General features: G+C 32.2%; 16 protein-coding genes. 2 read left to right on the top strand and 14 right to left on the bottom strand.

Annotation, left to right across the window (positions count from 1 at the left end):
- Positions 1-683 precede the first annotated feature (683 nt).
- From LEP1GSC062_RS13310 to LEP1GSC062_RS13300, 3 genes are read right to left on the bottom strand one after another with little or no spacing between them, the layout of a single operon-like run.
- Entirely contained in the window at positions 684-1,607 is a 924-nt protein-coding gene (locus tag LEP1GSC062_RS13310; protein WP_235596439.1) for a ferritin-like domain-containing protein, read from the bottom strand.
- Between the two features lie 2 nt (positions 1,608-1,609).
- The gene (locus LEP1GSC062_RS13305; RefSeq protein ID WP_004498018.1) at positions 1,610-2,944 is read right to left on the bottom strand and encodes an APC family permease; all 1,335 of its coding nucleotides are present in this window, start codon (positions 2,942-2,944) and stop codon (positions 1,610-1,612) included.
- Between the two features lie 4 nt (positions 2,945-2,948).
- Positions 2,949-3,323, bottom strand: coding sequence for an SCP2 sterol-binding domain-containing protein (locus LEP1GSC062_RS13300; protein WP_010576270.1), 375 nt, complete (start codon positions 3,321-3,323; stop codon positions 2,949-2,951).
- A gap of 388 nt (positions 3,324-3,711) precedes the next feature.
- On the opposite strand from LEP1GSC062_RS13300, the gene LEP1GSC062_RS13295 reads away from it, so the two are divergent.
- Positions 3,712-6,636 carry an aminotransferase class III-fold pyridoxal phosphate-dependent enzyme gene (locus tag LEP1GSC062_RS13295; RefSeq protein WP_020984528.1) on the top strand — a complete coding sequence of 975 codons (2,925 nt, stop codon included), beginning with the start codon at positions 3,712-3,714 and terminating at the stop codon, positions 6,634-6,636.
- Positions 6,637-6,732: 96 nt separating this feature from the next.
- Here LEP1GSC062_RS13295 and LEP1GSC062_RS13290 read toward each other — a convergent pair whose 3' ends face one another.
- The 11 genes from LEP1GSC062_RS13290 to LEP1GSC062_RS13240 form a co-directional block, all read right to left on the bottom strand.
- Positions 6,733-7,896 carry an MFS transporter gene (locus LEP1GSC062_RS13290; protein WP_020984521.1) on the bottom strand — a complete coding sequence of 388 codons (1,164 nt, stop codon included), beginning with the start codon at positions 7,894-7,896 and terminating at the stop codon, positions 6,733-6,735.
- Between the two features lie 128 nt (positions 7,897-8,024).
- Positions 8,025-8,279: an acyl carrier protein gene (locus tag LEP1GSC062_RS13285; RefSeq protein WP_039931518.1), complete on the bottom strand. Its 255-nt coding sequence runs from the start codon at positions 8,277-8,279 to the stop codon at positions 8,025-8,027.
- A 13-nt stretch (positions 8,280-8,292) separates the two neighbouring features.
- Positions 8,293-8,940 (bottom strand): RraA family protein, encoded by a 648-nt coding sequence (locus LEP1GSC062_RS13280; RefSeq protein WP_004496562.1) that lies wholly within the window; start codon positions 8,938-8,940, stop codon positions 8,293-8,295.
- Positions 8,933-9,748 carry a PhzF family phenazine biosynthesis protein gene (locus LEP1GSC062_RS13275; RefSeq protein WP_010576266.1) on the bottom strand — a complete coding sequence of 272 codons (816 nt, stop codon included), beginning with the start codon at positions 9,746-9,748 and terminating at the stop codon, positions 8,933-8,935. Before LEP1GSC062_RS13275 ends, LEP1GSC062_RS13280 begins: the two co-directional genes overlap by 8 nt.
- Positions 9,745-10,773 carry a C45 family autoproteolytic acyltransferase/hydrolase gene (locus tag LEP1GSC062_RS13270; protein WP_235595467.1) on the bottom strand — a complete coding sequence of 343 codons (1,029 nt, stop codon included), beginning with the start codon at positions 10,771-10,773 and terminating at the stop codon, positions 9,745-9,747. The genes LEP1GSC062_RS13275 and LEP1GSC062_RS13270 overlap by 4 nt, the downstream gene beginning before the upstream one ends.
- 2 nt (positions 10,774-10,775) lie before the next feature.
- Complete coding sequence (locus LEP1GSC062_RS13265; protein ID WP_039942093.1) at positions 10,776-12,230, bottom strand: AMP-binding protein; 1,455 nt, start codon at positions 12,228-12,230, stop codon at positions 10,776-10,778.
- Entirely contained in the window at positions 12,220-13,569 is a 1,350-nt protein-coding gene (locus LEP1GSC062_RS13260; RefSeq protein ID WP_244265109.1) for a hypothetical protein, read from the bottom strand. The genes LEP1GSC062_RS13265 and LEP1GSC062_RS13260 overlap by 11 nt, the downstream gene beginning before the upstream one ends.
- A complete protein-coding gene (locus tag LEP1GSC062_RS13255) occupies positions 13,566-14,429 on the bottom strand; it encodes an aminotransferase class IV (RefSeq protein ID WP_020984519.1) in 864 nt (287 codons plus the stop codon). The genes LEP1GSC062_RS13260 and LEP1GSC062_RS13255 overlap by 4 nt, the downstream gene beginning before the upstream one ends.
- A gap of 4 nt (positions 14,430-14,433) precedes the next feature.
- Positions 14,434-15,216, bottom strand: coding sequence for an iron-containing redox enzyme family protein (locus tag LEP1GSC062_RS13250; RefSeq protein WP_010576258.1), 783 nt, complete (start codon positions 15,214-15,216; stop codon positions 14,434-14,436).
- A gap of 11 nt (positions 15,217-15,227) precedes the next feature.
- Complete coding sequence (locus tag LEP1GSC062_RS13245; protein ID WP_004496471.1) at positions 15,228-16,178, bottom strand: beta/alpha barrel domain-containing protein; 951 nt, start codon at positions 16,176-16,178, stop codon at positions 15,228-15,230.
- Entirely contained in the window at positions 16,175-17,065 is an 891-nt protein-coding gene (locus tag LEP1GSC062_RS13240) for a hypothetical protein (protein WP_010576257.1), read from the bottom strand. The genes LEP1GSC062_RS13245 and LEP1GSC062_RS13240 overlap by 4 nt, the downstream gene beginning before the upstream one ends.
- A 547-nt stretch (positions 17,066-17,612) precedes the next feature.
- Here LEP1GSC062_RS13240 and LEP1GSC062_RS13235 point away from each other — a divergent pair.
- Positions 17,613-18,659: an IS481 family transposase gene (locus tag LEP1GSC062_RS13235; RefSeq protein ID WP_010576256.1), complete on the top strand. Its 1,047-nt coding sequence runs from the start codon at positions 17,613-17,615 to the stop codon at positions 18,657-18,659.
- Positions 18,660-18,771 lie beyond the last annotated feature (112 nt).

The following is an 18,771-nucleotide window of genomic DNA, read 5'->3' as shown; positions in this document are numbered from 1 at the left end:
TCGCTATCTTCTCGTTTCAACCAATCATAATAGCCGCTCTTGGATACATTCAGAATCTTGCATATCTTCTTTACTGGGAAATGATTCTTTTCTATATATGTATATTTCATTTCCTTGGTTTCAAGAAGATGGCCACGGACTTTTTTAAAATTTCCCTCTCCTCCGTTACTTCCAAGAGTTCTTTCCTTAAACGTTCATTCTCCGCTCGAAGTTCATCTTGGAACGGGCCATCATCCGTCAGATACTTTTTCTTCCAGTTTTTCAGAGAAACTCGGATAGCAAGTTTATAGATTCATTGAAATCGATTCCAATGAAAGCCCGATATAACCAACTGTTGTTAAAATATAACTAATGCTTGAATAAATTCCAAAGATAGAAGTAGGAGATTTGTTTATTTCAGGTTTAATGGATAATACTAAAAAGGATAATGGATTCATAAAAGATCCGATTATGGTAGACACAATTATAAAAGGATAAACTTCTACTTTAAATATTGAAAATACCATGAGTAAAATGCTCATTAATAAGAAATCTATATGCGATTTTAATAAATAGGAATCAGATACAAAAATTCTTGTAAAAATTGGAATTTTGAGATGCCTCGTTAATGTCGTTAACCAGGCCAACGTTAGAGAAATAATTAGAGAAATACATCCAGCTTTGAGTAAAATAGAAGAACTCATTTAATCTAATTCTAATCCAATTTTAATGGCTCTTTTTCTATATTCTTTCTGGATAGAACTTAATAAAATACGAACCTGTTCTTCTTCGCTTGTATCTTTCATATAATGACCTTTAAAAATTTCAATATCACCCTGTATTTCCATATAGCAATTTGAAGCTTCCTGATATAAACCAATATAATGATTGATCACCCTTTCGAATACTTCAGTCATTAATGTATGAAAGTGTTCTATTAATTTTTTCATCTTATTTTTTACGTTAATATCCTTTTTAATGATCTGATTTAAATATGCTTCCCCGAAACCAGTATGCTGTACCTCGTCAGCAAATGCCCCTAGTATAATTTGGCTTAAACTAGGATCCAATTTGGACCAATATTTAGATTCATATCTATAAACTGGATATGCCATTCCTTCTAATATTAAATTTTGACCAACAATGGCGCCTTCAAAGCTACCTTTGTCTATTTGCTCATCTATTAATTCAAAAAATTTTTTTAAAGGTGGTGTAGTATATCTATCCATCAGTTCATTTCTTTTTTCTATCGAGACTCCTAAATCTTTTATCTTTGCATTAAATACCTCGAAGTGTCGTGCTTCATCCACAACCTGAGTAGCAAGGAAAATGGACGATTCTTCATCAGGAGCCAAATTGATCATCTTTGCAGTATTAAAAATGGAATGGTGCTCTGCTATTAAAAACGTGGCTATATCCATCTTAATAACTTGATTTAATAAAGGATCTTCGGTCACTGCAGGATGCACGTATGAAGTTTCTTTTGAAATTCCGAAACTGGTATCTTTTAATCTTCGATTTGCTGTATTTGTTAACCAATATTGCACATTGAAACGATCGAATTTTACATCTACGGATTTTTCTAATTCAGAAGTTGTGGATTCATTAGTTAATTTTGTTTCCGACATCATTACGCCTTTATTCCAGAGTTGTTGTTATTATTATCATTCCTTTTATATAACAATTGCGCTAAGATTATACTAATAATCAATAAAACACTAAAAATTAATGCAGGAAAATATTTCAGGTTTTGATCAACGAAAAGAGCAGTTATTCCTAACGTGGGCATAAGAATCCCAATAAAATATTGCAACCATTTTGGAAACGGGCTCTGGAATTCAGGTTGATCAGATTTAATAGTTTTTATCCTCAATAAAGCAAAAATTAAAAATCCGTAAATTATACATTCAATGGCAGCACCGATGGATAGAGCATAAATTTGAACTTTATATACGGAAATGACTATAGAAAAAACGATCGCAATAACTCCTATTGTGAAAAGGGCACCAATTGGCGCGCCCGTTACTGAGATTTTAGAAAATAGTTTTGGTAAACTACCTTCTCTAGATAAACCGTAAATCAATCTGGAAGAACTCATTAATCCTGCATTGAAAGAAGTAGCCATAGCAAATAGGGTCAGAACTAAAACAAAATATTTCCCAGAGCTACTATACAATGCATATGCAAGCATCAATTGAGGATTTAAATTATTAGAGATATCTTTCTGATCAAAATTTAAAGTTAAAGCAAAGGTAAAGATTCCATATAAAATTGTAAGTAAAATAATAGTAATAGACATTGAATATGGAATTAACTTCTTATAAGATGAAGGAGACTTTCCTAATGGAGTAACCCATTCGAATCCAATAAATAAAAAAATAGAAAGTCCAATGGTTATAGGTAGGTTGATAAACATTTCACTAAAATCATCACTCAGTCCCTTCTGTAAAAGAGGAATTACCGGTTTTTGGAGAATAGATAATATTGAAATAACAATAATTCCTAATGTTAGTAGGATCATCGCAAAAGTTTGAATTTTAGTAGAAAATTCTAATCCAAAAGAATTTGCTAACAGAATAAAAAACAATATTGATACGGAGAAAATATAAGGAGAAATATTTGTATCAAAAGAACTACTTATAACTGTTGAAAAAATAAAGCTTTCAACTCCAGCCAAGACTGCGACCAGAGCCAAATATAAGAATATTAGCATTAGAGAAATTCTTTGACCAAATGCTTTTCTGAAATACATCGCAATACCTGGTGATGATGGAAACAGGCTTGCCAGTTCTCCAATTGAGCTTGCGATAATAATGCAGAATCCTCCCCCCAAAAAAATTGAAATGACTATAAAAATACCATTGGAGACCAAAAACATACTAGAGACCAGTGAAAAGCAACTAGCTGCAAGGGCCATCCCAGCACTAATGGCAATATATTCAAATAGCTCCTTCAAATCCTTCATTAGCTTAAATACCCCACAATACTAAGCTGATTGCATCTAATTTTATTTGGTCTTTTTCTTGTGCAAAGACTTCCAATGTACCATTCAAGAAAGCATTTGCTGGATTTAGTTTTCCGCTAAACACAGATACGATATTTTCAGAATTTGCTCTAAGATGAATTAAATGATTAATATCTTCAGAATAATTATTTTGAATATCTACAATTCTTGTATCTTTAATTGTCAAAAAATACTTATCGTTTAGATCATTACTCTCCACAAGAATAATTGGATTCCAATTTTTTAAAAGAGTCTTCATTCTCGGATTTTCATTAACTTTTTCCTGAAATAAAGTGAGACATTCTAGAATTGTTGAGTTTATCATATTATCTGCTTCCATAGTTTTCCGTTCTACAAATAATCCAGACTGAAGTTACTTATTGCATAATTTAATTTAGGTGCTTTTGTTGTCGAATCACATTTAGAAATATTGTTTTAAAATAATTCTAAGTTCGATTTATATTTAAAAAGTTTACTCGATGCAGATGATGTATTATTTTGCATATTACATTTTTTATAGGCCATAAAATACCCTAAATCTTAAAACAAATCTTTGATTTCAATCAAGTTCAGAATTTTAAGCAGTCAATTGTATATTTAGAGTAACGTAATTAATATCTGGGTTTCATATTGAAATATTAGAAAAGTATTTTACCATTCGTTTCTAATGAAAAAACTGACATACTGATGTTACAAATTGAAACAGTATTTTCTTTGGGAGAGAATCTATGATCGCAAGTTTAGAGAATATTGACTTCTCAAAATTATACACTGAATATTCGAAACCAAATCTTGGTTTTCTTTTGAAAACTCTCCGATTAGATGTTTTCTTTCACAAAGCTTATGGTAATAGTGTATTTTACTTTAATGATCAAAAAAAAGAAATAGAAGTTTTAGATTGTTTGGCTGGATACGGATCTTTATTATTTGGTCATAATTACTCTGAATTTATTAAAATCATAAAGGCTAATTTAGATAACCTAACTCCATTTTCCGCACAAGCCAGTTGCAGAATGGGGGCAGCTTTAGTCGCGAAACAACTGAATGATATGCTTTGTTCGCGATTTCAGAATGAATACATTACAACCCTTGCAAATTCAGGAACAGAAGCTGTAGAATGCGCAGTTAAGCATGCAGAATTATACCGCAAAAATAAAAATAAAAAAAGATTACAGGATTTCGAAGAAAATAGAATTAAAATTGAAAGTCTTGTTAAGAATGGAAGTTATAGTTACTCAGAACAATTTTTCAACCTTGCTACAAAAAAATTTAATATAACAGCCGATTCAAAAAACCCGAAATATATTTTTAAATTATTATTTGAGCATAATAAGAAAGTATTTGATAAAACCCCCTTTTTTTTGGCATTGAAGAAAGCATTTCATGGGAAAACTTTAGGATCATTGCAATTAACTTACAATGAGAATTTTAGAACACAATTTACTGGACTTGGACCTCAAGTTATTTTTGTCGATTTTCAAAATTTTAACTCCGTTATTAAAGATTTAGAAGAATCATTCTTTGAGGTTGATTTTGAAAAAAATAAAATAGTTATCGTAGAAAAAAAAATCGAAAACATTTCAGCAGTTTTTATTGAACCATTGCAGGGAGAAGGTGGCATTCATTCCATTGATGAAACATTTTTTCATGCATGCAGAAAATTCACAAGTGCAAATGATATACCATTGGTGTTAGATGAAATTCAATGTGGTATGGGTAGGACTGGATCATTTTTATATTCTGAACAATTTGGAATTCAAGGTGATTATTATCTCTTAGGAAAAAGTCTTGGTGGCGGTATTGCAAAGGTTTCTGCGTTTACGGTAAATAAAAAAATGTATGAACCAGATTTTGGAATGATACATAGCTCAACATTTTCAGAGGATGAAGTTAGTTCTTTAATCGCTTATAAGGCTTTACAATTACTCGAAGAAAATTCTGAAATTATGGAAAATTGCATTGAAAAAGGTAATTTTCTTTTGAATATTTTTAGAAATTTTAAAGAACGATATCCTTTGGTCATTGATGATGTTCGGGGAACAGGTTTGATGATAGGTATTCAATTTAAAAAACCGGAACATGCCCATTCTAGATTATTCCGCTTGCTGTCTGAACAAAATTATTTGGGGCCAATTATTTCTGCATATCTTTTCCATGAACATAGAATACGAGTCGCACCAACAATGTCAGATCATTTAACAGTTCGAATAGAACCTTCTGCTTTTATTACATTTGAAGAATGTAGTCGAATTGCGAATGCTTTTGAAAGATTGTGCGAGGTATTGGATAAGCACAACTTGTACGAATTATTAAAATTTTTAGTGTACAAGGAAGACTTTGAAAGTAAAAACCCAATTCAAGATTTCAAAAAATTTAGAGTTAGTGCACAAGATTCAAATCAAATTAAAAAAGTAGGATTTATATTTCATCTGATAGATTCATACCATTTGTCGTTTCACGATAAAAGTTTAGAATTATTTGAAAAGGAAGAAATAGAAAATTTGATCCAATCTATATATCAAAGCTTTGAACCATGTGTTTATAATAAACAAATTATATATTCTACAACTGGTGATGCCGTCGAAGTTACGTTTATTGGGATTATGATGAGTTCTGACATTATTGCTCAAAGTATGATAGATAGGCGAACTGAATTTATTTCTAAGACCCTTGAAAAAGCTACAAACATTGCTGTGCAAAATGGTTGTACCGTCGTTGGATTTGGTGGTTTAACTTCTGTTGTTTCTAACAATTGTAAAAACATTAAAAATGATGCCATTGCATTGACGACTGGAAATTCATTTACAGTTGCTATGGGTTTAGAAGGGATTTATGAAGCTGCCAGAATTCAAAACATTAATTTAAGTGATTCAACATTTGCAGTAGTTGGGGCTAATGGAAATATAGGGAGCGTATATAGTGAGATAATTTCTGAATCTATTCCCAAAATTATTTTGATCGGAAGAGAAGGGAGGGAAAAGCCTCTGATTGCTTTAGCTGCAACCCTATATGAGAACGCAATTAGGCGAGTTTTAGAAGTTCTGAGTGAAGGCGGAACGCAATTAGATTTAAAATTAACTGGATTGGCTGCTTCCATTTATAACACAGCGACTGTAACTGAATTTGTAGAACGATATTTTATTTCTGACCAAAATAATCTAGAGAATTACTTGCTTGGATCTGGAGAATTATTGTTTCAGAGTTTAAATAATGAATTGGGATCAAATGCCCCTGTGGTCATTTCAACAGATCTTACTTCTTTGAAATCTGCAAATATTATCTTATCCGCGAGTAGTTTTCCAAGGCCGATCATTTTTCCAGAGCATCTTGGAAATGGTCCGATTGTAATTTGTGATATAGCCCTTCCTCCCGATGTTCATCCTTCTGTCGAAACAGCAAGGGACGATGTTTTAGTTATACTTGGAGGAGTAGTAAAATACCCATTAAATCCTGATTTTGAAGTCCAAGGTATGCCTTTATCCAAAGGTCACGGATTTGCCTGTATGAGTGAAACCATGCTTCTCGGTTTGAATGGAATAACTGAAAGCTTTAGCATAGGAAAAATAACAAAGCAACAAGTTAAAGAAATTGCATCCATAGCCAAACAGCATAACTTTACTCTAGGATTTTTAAAGAAACAAAAAAGTATGTAAGGCCCGCCCAAAGTCTTAATGTTGTCCTCTTTTCATGTTAATAATCCTGTATAAATGACCTTCTTTAAAAAAAAATCGAGAATCCGTGGCTTCCTTTTATCCTGATAATTTCAAATTATATCTAATCAATATTGAAAATTTAAAAAACATTATCACGGACAGAATAAAAATTACTAAACCGCATAATACCATAGTCATGGATATTCCAATCTGGCTTGAAACTAAGCCTGCCAAAAATCCAAAGAACGGTGGACTTACTTGAATAATTCGACTATATTGAGCCAAAAAAGATCCTTTTTCTTTGGATTTCAAAATCAGTTGAATCATTCCAGAAATGAATCCACCCAAAATGCCCCCAAGGATTCCTGTAAGCATTAAAAATATTTTCATAATTAATAAACTATTGGCAACAGGAATTAAGGAGAAAACTAATCCCATTAACATAAGCATATAAAAATATATATGAATTTCCTTTATAAACTTAAAGAACAAAGTAGCAAGGATGCCTCCAATCAGTAAACCAATGCCTAGAAATGAAAGAAAATCCCCTCTTTGATATTCACTTAACTTAAGAATTTTATTACAAAATCCGGGAATAAGAATCATCGCAGGTCCAAGTAAAAAATAAGAGACTGCAGTGAAAGTCAGAACCTGTTTTTTTAACTCAGGATTAATATTTTCAACTATCTGGACTCCCTCCTCAGGCATTTCATTTTTTTCTTTTATTTGAAATAGAAGCAAAAATAAATTACTAAGAAGAAAAAAGGAGATGATTACTATCATAATTGAATTATATGAATAATTTTCTAGGATCCAACCTGTAAATTTTGGTGACATACCAAAAGTTAAAATTAATAAAATATTCAATATAATTGAATATTTTGCAGCTTGTTTCTTTCCAACCGTTCGGTTAAGATAATTGAATCTGCATGGAATTATATACGCAAAACAAAGTCCATTTATGATTACGCTTGTTATCAATAAAAAGAAATTTAATTCTGATAAAAAAGTTAGAATTAAAAGCCCTGATAAAGCAAAAATAAAATGAAAAGTAAAAAGCAGGAATCGGTTAGACCTAATATGAATATGTTTCCCAACAAAGTTGCTAAGGATAAATACAGGAATATATGTGATCATATAGGTTAAGCCAGAAAATACTTCACCTTTGCTTAAATTACTACTCAATAATATGATCGAATAATTAAATATATTCCCTGCAAAATATGAAAAAAAAGCGCTTATTAGAAAAAAAATTACCATAGGACATACCTCTATAAAATATAAAAATGACGATCTTCCCAATCGAATTTTTTCATTAAACCGCCATTTGGTGACTATTCTCTGATGAAAAATCTATCTTTTTATATAGGCGCCGCCCATATGTTCACTTACTTTGCTCCAAGCTTATGGGAAAAATATTGTATGATTTTATTAAAAGTACCAAAGTTATCCATTGTAAGATCATCGTCAGGGATTTTTATCCCAGTTATCATTTCGAGGAGGCTAAAAATTGTCATATATCCAAGAGAATCAAGTCCTAATTCATTTAAGGATGTATTTCTATCAGTATTTAAAAGTTGTTTGTTAGGTAAACAATCCGAAACTACCAGAAGTATTTGCTTTTCAAAATCTTGATTTTCCACAGTTTTTATGACGCTACTTAATAATTGAATATTGATTATAGTTATGTTTTTTCCTAGACTTTGATAATGGCATTCCTGCAAGGCATTCTTGCAAAATTATTTTTTCCATTTCGTCTATCTTCTGACATAAACTAACAACTTCATTTAAAATTTCTTTTTTAATGCTAATAACACCACTAGCATCGCCAACAAGAATATCACCAGGATTAATTTCAGTGCTACCGATAACTACCGAAGCCTGAGTGGATTGCATTTGAGTTCTTCCTTTGCCAGACTTCATATAAGTACCTTTAACAAATAATGGATAACCAATACTTAGAATTTCAGCAATATCTCTTCCCATTCCATTGATAACTGTTCCATTAATTTTTTTATTGAGGCTAAGTTTGCTGAGAATATCACCCCAAACTGTGCAATCGGTTCTGCCTTGATTTTCAAGAACGATCACTGAACCAGGAGGCACTTCTTCCAAATAATCTGCAGCGTTACCTTGTTGATTTTCTTTTACCGGTGCAAATTGCACAGTAAAAGCAGGACCTACAATTTTACTATTAATATCTATAGGTCTAATCCCTTCTAATCCACCATTTATTCCTAAAGAATCAAGAGCATCCGAAATTAATGGTGTGGAAAATTCTCTTAAAAGTTCCAAACTATTCATTATTATCCTTTCTTTCTAACAAAACTTTTCCACCTAGCATAATCTTTCCATTTCCATCCAAATAAGATTCTAAATAGCATTGATCACCTTTTATCCCTTGTTTAACAGCTATGCGATTATATTTATCTCGATAATAATACATTAGGGAAATAACGGCTGAACCCGTTGCCCGATCTTCCAATTTCCCTGAAAGAGGATTAAATGACCTTGCTTCTAGCAAAAGCCCGTTTTCATTAAAGGAATCTTTCTTGTAAATATATATTCCATTAACATTAAATTCCTTTGATAAATTTATTATTTCATTTTCGTTAGGATGCAGTTTATCAAATTCAATTTGTTTAACCACTTCAGCAAATAATTTTTTATTCCCATTATCAATTACTGAAATATTTTTCCATTCCGAGATTGTATTTTTAAAAATTCTATCCAAATAATAGGTAATGTCTGGGCGAGATTCCTCTTTGATTTCAGAATCAAATTCCACATAGTACATTAAATAGTCCTTATATACCTTGTAAGCGTGTCCCTGAATGTGTAATATTGAAGAATGAGTATTATCCATTAAAAAGGCTGATGCTGCAAGTATTCCATGTCCACAAAAATTCATCTTTCGTTGGCTATTGTAAAATGATACATTAAATATATCATTATCGTTTTGAATATACAATAAGACTGGAAGATTATTCATTTTAGCTATTTTAATAAGCTCGGAGTCATTCGGTATTGTGAATCCGGTTAATACACCAGCAATGTTACCTTTTTCATATACATCATTAAACACTGCATATTTAGTTAGTTTACTATTCATCCAAATTTAAATTCCTCGAAAAAATTTTCATTAGGAAGTCCTTTTAAAGCGTAAAAAGACAATGCTTCTATATCATAGCAAACTGCAGCTACAGTTTTTACATTGTCTGCATTTCCCGTTCCCTCACAGCAAATGCTATTTAAACCCCCTTCCTTATCTGAAATAATTTCATGAACGCGATTGATATCTTTTGGAGGTAGTGTTGATATCAATTCTATTAGTCTGTTTTGTCGACTAACTGAATTAAATTTACCAAACCGCGTAATCATTTCCATATCTTTAAACTTTTGATGGGTAAAGTGATTTGTTTGTACAAAATAATCCTTTTTTTTGTTTAAAACAATTTCGAAAGGAATAATCTCAAAATTGAACGTTTCCGCCCTAGTACATAGTGTTATTATCCGAGAGCTACTAGCTCGTGTTTGCTGTATAACTTTCAAAGCTTCGACATAAGTCTCTGTATCGAGCATTTTTTTTATTATTAAATAAGGCGATACACCTATTCTCCAATGGTTAGAATGTACCATATTAATACCAATTGCATAGCCATTACTATTCAATCCTGTATATCCCAATAAACCAGCAAACGTATATTGGTACACACTATGATTTTTATAATCAACTTTTAAAACACCACCAAATTTTTCGTATCTATATTCCAAATCTATTGTTTGAGCTAAGAATGTTTTTCCTCCATGATATGAGAATAAGCTACAATCCAAAGTTTTTTTCTTTAAATATTCTTTTAATATTTCTCTTCTATATTGTATATAAATGGCTTCAAAAATTTCGATTTTTGCACCTTCTGCCAAACCTTCAAGATCCTTAACCAATCTCATTTCGTGAATTTTCAAAAAATCATAAGTCTCCGAGGCATATTTATACCAATTCGTAGTTTTCCTTGCAATTATATCCTCATCTAGTGATTGATGAATAAGTTCTGCAGCAATTTCTCCGAATACTTTTCCAAAATAATATACCTCACCCGGAATATACCAAATTGGCATATTTAATCGCTTAGTCATACTCAAACTTTTATTAGAAATTTATCACTTAATTTGCCTGCCCAATTTTCAACTGCACTTCGATTTAATTTCAAGCGTGCATTCAAAAATCCATTATCTTCTCCGAAAGGTTCTTCCGTAAAAATACAAAACAATATTTTTTCAAATTCTGCATGCAAATTATTGATCGATCTTAAATAATTAAGAATTTCATTTCGATAATCGGTTTTCTTTTTAGGATGAATCACTGCAATTAAATAAGGTAAACTGTTCCCAATGACACAAACATTACAAATGCTGTCCAGTTCTAATAATTGTTTTTCCAGCATTGCTGGATAAATATTCTTTCCATTTGAAAGTATAATTGTTTCCTTAATCCTACCAGTCAAAACTAGAAACCCATCATTATCAAGGAAGCCGATATCACCAGTTTTAATCCAACCGTCCTCGGTTATAGGAAATACTTCATTCGAATTTAAATATGCTTTTGCAGGAGGATGTTTAATTTTTACTTCAATTGCATTATTTTCATCAAAACGCAGTTGAACGCCAGGAAAAATCGACCCAACGGTATTCAATTTTGATTTTGAAGGATAATTCTTAGCTATCATTCCAACTTCAGTCATACCATAACCTTCATAAACCGGAATATTACTATCTGCATATATTTTTAGTAATTTTTCTGATATAGGTGAAGATCCTGTCCATAGACATTCTAACTTTCCTCCAAAAAAATCTTGGAATGAATCTTTATTTACTAATTCTGTTTGCTTATTATGTAATTCATAAAAGCTATTTAAAAGATGCGGAACGCCAATCATAATTGTTGGCCTACATTTTTGAAAATAGGTGACCAACCTTTGAGGGTTTGTAAATACAATTTCCAAATTATTTCTGATAGCACAATAAACGAGAATTCTTTGCAAGAAAATGGAGAAAGGCATTGAAATTAATAATTTCCCAGTCTCCTTAAATGGAAAAATGGACTCTATTCCTTCGATCATATGAAAAACATGTTCCGAGGAACAAGGCAACAATTTAGGATCTTTAGTTGTACCCGAGGTAATTTTATATGTAAATATATCCGCAGATTTTTCTAGTAATTTTCCAAAGCATGGTTCATAAGTCTCATATGAATTTAACGAGATTTTATTGATTTCAGGTAAATCAATATCGCTCAACCAAAAATCTACGGGCAGAATTTTTAAAAAATACGGATTCTTTAAAACGTAAGCACGATCAATCGGCATTGTTGTTAATCCAGTTATTTGGCATGCAATATCCCAAATGAAACTCTTCCAATTATAACTTACAATCATTCCTAAGGTTTTATATTTTGAAAAATCCAATGATTTCAAAAAAGAAATAGCTTTACGAACATTTAACTGTAAATCATAGAAACTAAAAGTATTTTCATCTATATCTTGAAAGTTCAGTTTTTCAGAAGACGAATTAAAAACTAAACTCTTAAGAATCATTTTCACCCCTAACCAAGACTGCCATTTTCGCACCGCCTTGAAATATATTCACTTTGTGATGTGCACTAACTTTTGATCCAAACCCTTGAAGTTTTCCGTTAAACATAAAGCAGTCTAAACTGAAATTCAATTCTCTCTCAACGATTGAATCATCTTTTAGAGTAGGAAAAACTAAGGGTTTAATATATTCTTGAAGTAAATATCCATTTTCAAACGCTTCTTTAACAATATCATCCCATTCCATTTTGGATAAAAACTGACCAATGAAAACCCCTTCGCCTCTAATATCATAATGCTTCTTTACCACCCAAAGATTTTGATTATCTTTAACCAGCTTTTCCATTTCCTGCCATTTACCGCTATAATTTACTATTTTCTTTTTCTCAAATTTTGCAGCCCAAGGAAGTAGCGAATTAATAATAGATCTTTCCTCCTGATTTAAATATTTTTGATAGAATTCTTCATGCAAAATACTTAAGGATAATTTATTTTCAACTATGTATCGTGCCGAAAAAGGGTTCACATGGCAGATTTTTCCCTTTCTTATAGCTTCGATTAATTTTGTTATCCAAGGAGGCTCATTTTGAAATTCCATTCTCCACATATCAATATTGATTTTATTCCAAATCAAATCGACGATGTTCCCTTTGTAAGAAACCTGATCATTAAATTCAAGTTCACTTGGATCTGCAACCCAAGAAACATATCCGTTTAGATTCAAATACGAGGCTAATTCATTAGATTCTTTGTTAGATTTTCCATTAACTTGCAAAATTAGAAAATTTGGCTTTTTAACTTTCCCTCTTAAGCTATACGCATGAAGCAAAGCGTTGATAAAACAAAATTTGGAATCGATTGGTAAATCCTCTATATTTAATGCAGTGTCCAACTGATCCTCAACGTGTTTCTTATATGTATCATTAATGATGCTTGTAAAGAATGTTCCAGCCGGACTATCTGCATTGTGTTCTAGAATTTTTAAAGAACCATTCTTTGAAGAAATGTAGCCGTCAAACCTACATATATCTATTCTTGCATCGGACAAAGAAAAAATAAGTTGTTTTTCAATCTCTGAGAACGCGAAATAATCTTGAATCTTTTGGTCTTTAAAATAATTTATAATCAAATTATTTAAGATGCATAAATATTCCTCGACAGAGAATTTCAAATCTCTATACGATTTTTTTTTCATGAATAGAATGGACAAAACTGGATCATAAAACTTATTTTGAGCTAATTTAATTCCATCTCTTATATTATTTAAATATAATTCATGAATCCTTCTTTTTAAAGATCTATTTAATGTATTGCATAGATCCCAATCAATCAAAGTACTCATGCTTCTCGCACTTTTTGAAAGTAAGAATTCATTACTGTTTCCATTATATTACTTTTCTCGTATACTTTCTCAGAAACTTGTCCGATTGATGCAAACTCTATCCCCGTTCCACATATGAATACTTCATCCATACTAAATAAGTCTTCTTCAGAGATAGGAAGCAAATGTGTTTTTATCCCAAGCTCAGCAGCAATTTCAATCACAGTTTTTCGAGTAATTCCCTTTAGTATGTCTTGGTCATCTGCTGGAGTGTACAATTCACCGTTTCTAATACAAAAAATATTCGAAGTAGCGGACTCGGCAATCTTACCTTCGCTCGTTCTCAATATAACGTTGTCAAACCCTTCTTTTTTTGCTGAAATTAAAGCAACTTTAGCGGTGGCATAGTTAGAAATATTTTTAATCTCTTGTGAGAACATTTTCTTTGATGGCTTGCGAATATCCGAAAGTTTAAGCTTCATTTTTCTGCCCTCCGCTATCCACTTCTTACGACCCATCTTATTTACAGTCATATAGACAGTAGGCAAAAAATCCCCGTTTAAATCGCCCAATTCGTCAAAATTCACACTTATTCGCAAATACAAATCTTCAGAGATTTTATTTATATCAAGAAGGGAGTAAGAATTTCGCTTCACCGCTACCAAATCAATTTCAGGTAGAGACATTAATCTTAAAGAGGTATTTAATCTTTCCAAATGTTCTTTTAACTTAAAAAATCGTACCGCACCATTTTTATTTTTATACCCGCGTATGCCCTCGAATAATGAAATACCATATCTCATAGATAAACTTTGAGAGTGCACGGTAAGTTCTGTAAATGGAATTAATGTATCACCTTTCAGTGCAAAAAAATTATCCATAGAATTAGTTCATCCGAAATGGAGCATCTCCATGTTGGTAATAATTATTGTATATCATATCAAAATGTTCGTGTCGTAATTGCATTGCTTTTTGTAGGCTAGTTAAAGCATTCTTTCTCAATTCAACTGTGTTGCAATATTGTTTCAATAATTTGATAGCAGTATTTGCATGTTCATCTTCCAGATCACTTACAAATTCATTTTCTTTAGTGCTTGATGCATGATGAGAAAAGTATTCATACCCTTTTTTGGGAAGTTTATATACTTCTTTCATAACTTTTTCCATGCTACCCCCAGATGCAGAAATTATTGGAGGTTGTCCTTCCATTAATAGAAGCACGCTTAACACACCTTCTGTAAAATGCACTTTGCTATTATTGCATACATTTAAGTTATGCTCAATGACGGCCTCTGTTTCTGGCAAAATATCTCCATCTACAATTTCAGATCGTTTTAACCCCAATGCTTCACCAAAATCTACAAACGTATTTAAATGCCTGTCCGAATTAGTTAGCCTACCTGTTTCTTCTTCATAAATATTTTCAATTAATTCTCTTCTCAATTCATAATTATCAATTCTTGAAGCAATGCCACTTATATTGCGTGTCCAAAAATTTTTGATTGGATATCTATGGATTACAAAATTCTGGAGGAGCTTTATTGACGCATCCCCAGATAATATCTTTTGATATAACTTACTAGTCATCTTTTTTCTGCTTTTAATCAATTCAAATGCAACCGTTAAAAATTTTTCATGATCTTCAAATGCAGACTCATCAAAATTCATGCACACCTTCCTTAAACCAACAAATAATCGTTAAAAATTTTTGAATATTTTTGCATCACTAAACTCTCTATTGACACTTCCTCATTTTTAGATTGTTTATACAATTCATTGATGGTGTCCATGTTAGTATTCATTAAACCAAAAATCAAATTGATAAATTTATCATCGCATTTTGCTAAAATCCAATTGCGTATATATTTTTTATATAATTTAAACAATTCATAAGGCCTATATTCTGCATCATCAGCTTTATTTAAATATGATAGTAGTAATTCTGTCATAAGATTAAGCCCTCCTTTACCTAAACCACCTATACTTGAATCTACAAATTCAAATCCATGCTCGAAAGCCACTAAGGAGTTAGCAAATGCCATATTTAAATTATCATGAGGATGAAAACCGTATTTAACATTTGGAATTACTGATTTAACTAAATGAATATACCTTTCTAATTCTTTCGGAATTATCGAACCGTTTGAATCCGCCAAATAAATGATCTCTGGATTTATTTTTTCAATCAATATCGATAGATCAAATAATACTTTAGGTTCCATTTCACTCAACCGAATGATATTTATTGAAATAGGAATATCCAATTCTTTTAAAGCGAAGCAATGGCTTTCCAATTCATGCAAATTCTTTTTTAAAACGGGTAACCGAACTAAAGAAATGTCGAAGCCTTTCAACAGCTTATAATCATTTGGATGTAATTCCCATGTATGCGCCATTACGACAAAATGGTTTCGAATTTTATGGTTGCACAAAGAATCTAAATATTGATGATTACATACTTCAGGACCATTTTTATGGTGCCATTCGAAAGGTTTGAAGTATCCAATTTCGGTATATTCTACTTTAGCATTACTCAGTCCCTCAATTATTTCAATGGCATCTGCTGTTGAAAAACTGAAATTATTTGCTAATCCTCCATCTCGTAAAGTGACATCAATTACCTTTTTCATTGCACCATTCTCCTAGCACCAAACAATCCCCATGTACAAACACCCGTAGATAGCAAAGCTATGTTGCCATGGAAATCGTTTTTCAATGCAATCAAAGTATCCATAGAGAAAGAATGAGCGATATTCGCTAAATTATCTTTATACAAAACTTCCGAAGTCATTCTTAATTGTTGGTATATTAAACGCAAAACAGAAAGATTATAGTTATTCGTAATAAGGTGGTCATAAGCACTTGGTTCCGTATTATTTAATGAATAGAAATCCTCTCCTAACTTCTTGATTCCTTCACCAAAAAATTTAAGATGCTTCAAAAAATCTTGATCTGGATCCAAAAGCCTAACTTTATGATTAGAAATCTGAACAATATTAGTTATCTGATAACTTTCACTAATTGGCACAGCGCTAATCAAACAAGTTGCAACAGCATCACTCAAAATAGAAATAGCAGGCTTCATTAATCGATCTTTCTCATCAACACATCGATCAAAAAGTATTAGAAGGATTTGCTTTTTCCCTTCATTTTCGATTAATCCTTTGCATACCCTAAGGGCACTTACTATATTTCCGCAATCAGATAGAAACACTCCAATTGGAGGGATATTCTCAAGACCATTTGAAACAAGCGCTTCCGATAAGTCTGAATTAAGAACTTTTTTATCATTTAGTGTTGATGTACTAACAACCAATGCATCAATCGGCTCTTGTATTTCTTTTAAGGTATCTGCGATGGTTAAGGAAATTTCAGACTTTAAAGATTTTGTCATCTTGCAATAATTACTTAAACCCAGAGTTCTCAGTAATTCAATTTGATCATCATCAGTAAAGCTGCTTAGCTGAGAAATACTCTGAGTCTCCCCCAATCGATATGCAATATTATATAAAAACATGATATAGTAATTTTCTCTATATCAATAAGGTAATAAGCTTGTTATCCGGCAACAAAATTGCCAAAATTAATTATTTTTCAGTTTTAAACAAAATGATCCCTTCTGAGCTTGAAACCGTGGGTTAGAGTGAGATTCCCCCGTTTTGGAAACTTGACCATCGCCGAATTCATTGGGATCGGTCCAGCCTTTGCTTGCAAAAACTGGACTGGGCCAATTTTATTACGTCCAACACGCGTTAAATGAATAGTGCAACTGCTCTTTCCAAAGCGATTGATTACAGAAATTCTCCTACGGATTTAGTTTTTCATTCGTAACCGCCCAATTACGCACACCTTTCGCAAATATAGAAATTGAGTTAAACTATACTTAATGAAAAAGTCAAAAATAGATTGGCCGAAAGAATTCGAGGGATTGTCAGAAAGCGGGTTATCGCAACATGTGTGTAGTGATAGTATTCACCTGACAGTCGGGTAAAAATCAGTGGTCCCGATTTCTTCTGAAAGTAAAAATGATTTTGCAACAAATTATTTAACTCAAGGAGAAACCGATGACCACCAACACCAATGCAGTAGAAAAAGCAAAAAGAAGAAAGCTAAATTTGTTAGAGCTTGCTAACGAATTAGAAAATGTAAGTAAGGCCTGCAAGATCATGGGATATTCCCGTCAGCAGTTCTACGAGATCCGAAGAAACTTCCAAACATACGGAGCAGAAGGACTTCTGGATAGAATCCCAGGAGCAAACGGTCCTCATCCAAACAGAGTCAGCGAAGAAATCGAAAAGGAAGTCTTAGAGTATTCTTTACATCGCCCTACTCATGGATGTTTAAAGGTTGCGCAACAACTCAGCCTCAAGGGAATCAAAGTAAGCTCAGGAGGTGTCAGAGGAGTTTGGACGAGGAATAAACTTGTAACCAAACATCAAAGACTTCTGAGACTCGAAGAACATCATAAAGATCAGATCATCCCGCTCAGCGAAGATCAGATTAAACTCCTCGAAAGATTCGATCCCGAATACAGAGAAAGGCACATACAGGCCGATTCTACTGGAGAATTGGTTTCCATAGACACTTTCATAGTCGGTTCCTTAAAGGGAGTTGGAAGAGTCTATTTGCAAACCGTAATAGATTGTCACAGTCGATTCGCTTGGGGAAGGCTTTTCAATACAAAGATTCCTGTAACCGCTGTGCAAACTCTCAACAATGATGTCCTTCCCTTCTTCGAAGAATACAACGTTAAAGTTCAGACTGTTCTTACCGATAATGGTCGTGAGTATTGTGGAAGAGAGGATCAACATCCTTTCGAATTATTTCTTCAATTAGAAGAAATCGAACATCGAACTACAAAAGTTCGAAGACCTCAAAGTAACGGATACGTTGAGCGTCTTCACAGAACTTTGCTCGATGAGCATTTTAGAATTGCTGGTAGAACTAAATTTTACGAGTCGATTGAAGAAATGCAGATCGATTTGGAAATATTTTTTGAAGAATACAACTACAAGAGAGCCCATCAAGGAAGAAACATGAACGGAAGAACTCCATTTCAAGTCTTCATCGAAGGAATAAAAACTAAGGAGAACAAAGAATCAATTTCTTAAAATTAGTCAATTTCTTTCAGAGGAACTGTCAGGTGAATACTGTTACTGTACAAATGAAACACATATAATCAGGGCATGGATAATTCGTTCTTCTCCTAAATAAGTAGATTTT

It is taken from the genome of Leptospira alexanderi serovar Manhao 3 str. L 60 (assembly GCF_000243815.2).
Lineage (GTDB): Bacteria > Spirochaetota > Leptospiria > Leptospirales > Leptospiraceae > Leptospira > Leptospira alexanderi.
Note: the sequence above shows the minus strand (reverse complement) of the source record. Positions and strands in the feature narration are given on the sequence as shown.